This window comes from Finegoldia magna (genome assembly GCF_018371055.1).
In the GTDB taxonomy this organism is placed as follows: domain Bacteria; phylum Bacillota; class Clostridia; order Tissierellales; family Peptoniphilaceae; genus Finegoldia; species Finegoldia magna_I.
Map to the genome: position 1 here is coordinate 1 of NZ_JAGYZD010000152.1, position 4,265 is coordinate 4,265.

Annotated in this window: 6 protein-coding genes and 1 pseudogene; 3 read left to right on the top strand and 4 right to left on the bottom strand. The window is 32.2% G+C overall.

The genetic code is table 11. From position 1 onward, the window contains the following. The 3 genes from KHW44_RS06875 to KHW44_RS06885 all read left to right on the top strand — a co-directional run. On the top strand, positions 1-499 hold a 499-nt coding region (locus KHW44_RS06875; RefSeq protein WP_304067633.1), incomplete at its 5' end, for a class II fructose-bisphosphate aldolase. A gap of 93 nt (positions 500-592) precedes the next feature. Then, a complete protein-coding gene (locus KHW44_RS06880; protein WP_304067636.1) occupies positions 593-1,156 on the top strand; it encodes a chromate transporter in 564 nt (187 codons plus the stop codon). Further along, positions 1,143-1,694 carry a chromate transporter gene (locus KHW44_RS06885; RefSeq protein ID WP_304067638.1) on the top strand — a complete coding sequence of 184 codons (552 nt, stop codon included), beginning with the start codon at positions 1,143-1,145 and terminating at the stop codon, positions 1,692-1,694. Before KHW44_RS06880 ends, KHW44_RS06885 begins: the two co-directional genes overlap by 14 nt. Before the next feature lie 30 nt (positions 1,695-1,724). Here KHW44_RS06885 and KHW44_RS06890 read toward each other — a convergent pair whose 3' ends face one another. The 4 genes and pseudogenes from KHW44_RS06890 to KHW44_RS06905 all read right to left on the bottom strand — a co-directional run. Next, a complete protein-coding gene (locus KHW44_RS06890; RefSeq protein WP_304067641.1) occupies positions 1,725-2,537 on the bottom strand; it encodes an antibiotic ABC transporter permease in 813 nt (270 codons plus the stop codon). After that, positions 2,530-3,234 carry an ABC transporter ATP-binding protein gene (locus tag KHW44_RS06895; protein WP_304067644.1) on the bottom strand — a complete coding sequence of 235 codons (705 nt, stop codon included), beginning with the start codon at positions 3,232-3,234 and terminating at the stop codon, positions 2,530-2,532. Before KHW44_RS06895 ends, KHW44_RS06890 begins: the two co-directional genes overlap by 8 nt. Next, positions 3,231-3,587, bottom strand: a complete 357-nt coding sequence (locus tag KHW44_RS06900) for a GntR family transcriptional regulator (protein WP_304067647.1) — start codon at positions 3,585-3,587, stop codon at positions 3,231-3,233. The genes KHW44_RS06895 and KHW44_RS06900 overlap by 4 nt, the downstream gene beginning before the upstream one ends. A 60-nt stretch (positions 3,588-3,647) precedes the next feature. Continuing rightward, a pseudogene (locus KHW44_RS06905) lies at positions 3,648-4,265 on the bottom strand (ornithine decarboxylase); the annotation flags it as partial.

Consider the following 4,265-nt stretch of genomic DNA (forward strand, 5'->3'; position numbering starts at 1 on the left):
ACTTGCTCACTCAAAAGGAATCAGCGTTGAAGCAGAAGTTGGAGCTATCGGTGGCGAAGAAGACGGAGTAATCGGTCAAGGAGAAATCGCCGACAAAAACGAATGCAAGAGAATTTCTGAATTAGGAATAGATTTCTTGGCAGCAGGAATTGGTAATATCCATGGTGTTTATCCTGAAAACTGGAAGGGATTAGACTTCAATGCTCTTGGAGAAATCAAAGGAGAAATCGGAGAAATGCCCCTAGTTCTTCATGGTGGAACAGGAATTCCAACTGATATGATAAAAGAAGCGATCAGCCTTGGAGTATCCAAAATAAATGTAAACACTGAATGTCAAATCGTATTTACAGAAGAAACTAGAAAATATTTCGAAGAAAATAAGGACAAAGAAAAGAAAGGATTTGACCCAAGAAAAGTTTTGAAACCAGGCTACGAAGCAATCAAAGCAAAAGTTAAAGAAAAAATGGAAATTTTTGGATCAATCGACAAAGCAAACTAATTTAATATAATCAGAATTCAAACCGAGTCTATTAATTTAGATTCGGTTTTTTGATTTGAAAAAAATTTTATTGTATAGGATAATATTATCTAGGTGATAATTTTGAAAAACATAGATTTATTTAAAACTCTTCTGAAAATTAATGCCGTAACATTTGGTGGAGGATACACAATAGTACCTATAATTAGAGATGAGTTTGTTAAGAACAAAAAAATAATTGACGACGACGAAATGATGAAGATAATCGCCTTGGCTCAAAGTTGTCCAGGAGCGATGGCTATTAACACGTCGATTTTATTGGGATACAGGATTAATAAAACAAAAGGGGCAATCGCAAGTGTATTGGCTGCTACTCTTCCATGCTTGGTTATTATTTCGATTGTGAGTTTGATTTACAACAAAATTCACGACAATCCATTTATCAATATGATGCTTATTAGTATGAGTGGAGCAATCAGTGCGATATTATTTTTAACTGTTGTGGATTTGGCAAAATCAAATTTGAAAAAAGACAGAGCACTTGGAATTGGAATAATGATCTTAGCATTTGTAATGGGATTTGTATTTAACATAAATGTTGCGATAATTTTACTTGCATGTGCTTGTATCGGAATAATGTATTCAAAGATTGTAGGTGGCAAATATGATTTTGATTAAATTATTCTGGGTGTTTTTTAAAGTTGGATTATTTGCATTTGGTGGAGGATATGCAACACTTCCGCTTATCACAAATTTTGTCGTAAATGAAAATCAATGGATCAGTCTTAGAGAATTGACAGATGTACTTACAATTTCTCAAATGACTCCAGGACCAATAGCGATAAATTCCGCGACATTTGTTGGAATGAAAATATATTCCGTGCTGGGCGCTGTTGTAGCAACTACTGGATTGGTGTTTCCGGCGTTAATTATTCTACTTCCGTTATCTAAGTTGATTTTCTCGGGAAAAGAATTAAAGTTTTTGGATTATATACTAAAAGGCATCAAACCTGCAGTTGCAGCACTGATATTCATTGCATTTATCGATTTGTTCGAATCGGCAGTGTTTAATGGCACATTTAATACGACAAACATAAACATTGTCGCCGTAATTTCATTTGTTGTGGGATTTGTAATGTATTATAAAAAAGTTTATATCATTAAAATAATCGGCGTGTGCGCAACGATAGGACTAATATATCAATTTATAATTTAAAAAAAGCCTCAATATGAGGCTTTTTGTCGTTTAAATATCTATTGAGTTGTCCATCATTTTTATTGATGCTTGGTATAAGCCAAGTCCTGTCAATATCCAAATAATACTGCTTGAAATTGGTATTCCCATTATTTTTGTGAACGTGTTCATCGTAATTGTATCTGAAGCATTTACAATTCCTTCTCCTACATATGAGATTAGATAAGGGAATCTTGTAAATATTTCTTGGTCAATTAGAGATATAACCACGTTAATCACAATCATAATTATAATCCATGAGTAACCAGTCTTGTTTGATGGAAACAATGATTTTGTAGCAACTATTGAGAAATACATTACAATGTATCCAATGAATGTACTTATAATAAAGTGCAGAGTCAAAATGATGAATGTAAATGGAGAAATCGTAAAGTATGGATTGTTAAATGCCAATTTAATCATTTCTAAGAATTTCGATTCACCGACGAAATACATTCCCAAAAAGTTTATTATAGAAAATGTTATTGCAAATATTACTGTCCAAATAAGAGCGAATAATAGTTTACTCAATAAAATGTCGTTGCTTCTAACAGGAAGTGTGAACATCAAATATCCTCTGTCAGAATAATAATCACGTCTAAAAATCATGACAATTTGTACAGTCAATGCCAAGAAACTTCCAAAAACTGCAAGTATACACAAAACCAAGAAAAGCATTTCGACAAATCCCAAAGTTTGTGCATTTGCAATTATCGAATTTTTAAATAATGCATATAAAAAGCTGTTTCCCAATAATCCTACAAATAATGATATCAAACATAATTTTAAGTTGTTTTTCAAATCGTGTTTTAAAAGTTTAAGCATGGTGACCTCCAAAAATTTGTTTGTATACATCTTCAATGCCTTTGTTGTAAGTTGATCTCAAATTTTCTACGCTATCATTTAATTCCACAGAACCTTTGTTGAGCATGATTACTCTGTCGAAAATTCTTTCGATATCTCTAACCAAGTGAGTGGTAATCACAAGAGTGGAATCAGGGTCGATGTTATCAATGATTGCATCCAAAATTTGTTCACGCGCTACAGGGTCAACTCCTGCGATTGGTTCGTCAATTATGAAAAGCTTAGCGTGACGCGACAATACAAGTGCCAAGTTCAATTTTTCAGTCATACCTTTTGATAGATTGCTGACTTTCATTTTCTTGTCCAAACTCATTTGTTCAATAAATCTAGTGAATTTTTCTGCATCAAAATCGGAATAAAAATCTTCGAACAATGCTTGTGTTTGGGCGATTGTTAGGTTGGGGTCTAGGAAAAATCTGTCAGGCAAATAACTTACGAATTCTTTTGTCTTGTAATTTACATCTTGTGAATCAATCTTTACTTCGCCTTCGTATTTTTTTATGATTCCAGCTAAAATTTTGATTAAAGTTGTCTTGCCAGAACCATTTGGACCTAGAAGTCCGATGACTTCTCCTTTTTCGGCTGTAAATGATACATCATTAAGTGCTTGTTTGTTGCCGTATTTTTTCGACAAATTTTTTATTTCGAGTACGCTCATTTTTTCCACCTTTCATCTATAAGTTCCATTAGTTTTTCTTTTGGCATATTCATCTGATACATTTCGTTTAAGAAATCATCTATCAATTGTTGTGCCATATCATTTTTCAAAGTTTTTAATTTATCTTCGTCGACATCGACAAATGAACCAAGTCCTCGTTTACTCATAGTAATTCCACAGCTTTCCAATTCTGCATAAGCACGTTGAACTGTGTTAGGATTTACATTCAATTCTTTCGCAGTTTCTCTGACAGAAGGAATTTTATCAGAAGACTTTAATTCTTGCCTGATTATTTTGTATTTAAAATAATCTACGATTTGAATGTAGATAGGCTTATTATCATCAAATTGCATATTATCTCCTTTCTCATCTGTTCTATAACAATAATACACCATTACAATAAAAAAGTCAAGCTATTTTAATAAAATATTTACGCCTTTTGATGATAAATCGTTCAGCTCATCGATTTGTTTTTGATTGATTATGGAATTTTTCTTAGCGAAAATCTTTCCTGGTGGATAAATCACGATATCATTGGTGATTTTTGTGTTTAGTAAATAATCGTATGTTTTATAAATTTTCGTAGAGTCTGATTTTTCATATGAACGAAGAGCTTCCAGCAAGATTTCGAAATCTTTTTTCTCATCTGCAATCGTTGAAATCAAAACCAAGTTTTTGTCGTCTATCATTTCAATATAGATTCCGTTTTTTATCAAATGTTCATTTACATCATGTGGATTGTCGCATTCAAGAACAATTCTAGTAAAATCTCTCTTGCAATTTTTTTGAATCGGAGATTTTTTAATGTAATCTAAGCAATCTATCTCACGGTAAAACCAATCTATTATTTCTTTTAATTCTGAATATTTTTTTTCATTTTTAATACAGTAATCAATAGCGTATTCTACTGATGTCATAAAAATATACGATGGGGAAGATGTCATAATCATTTGTAGATTGGAGATGGTTTTATCTATCAATTCATCTTCACAATTGAAATTAATTGCAGCAGTTTGCGTGAATGCTGGCAT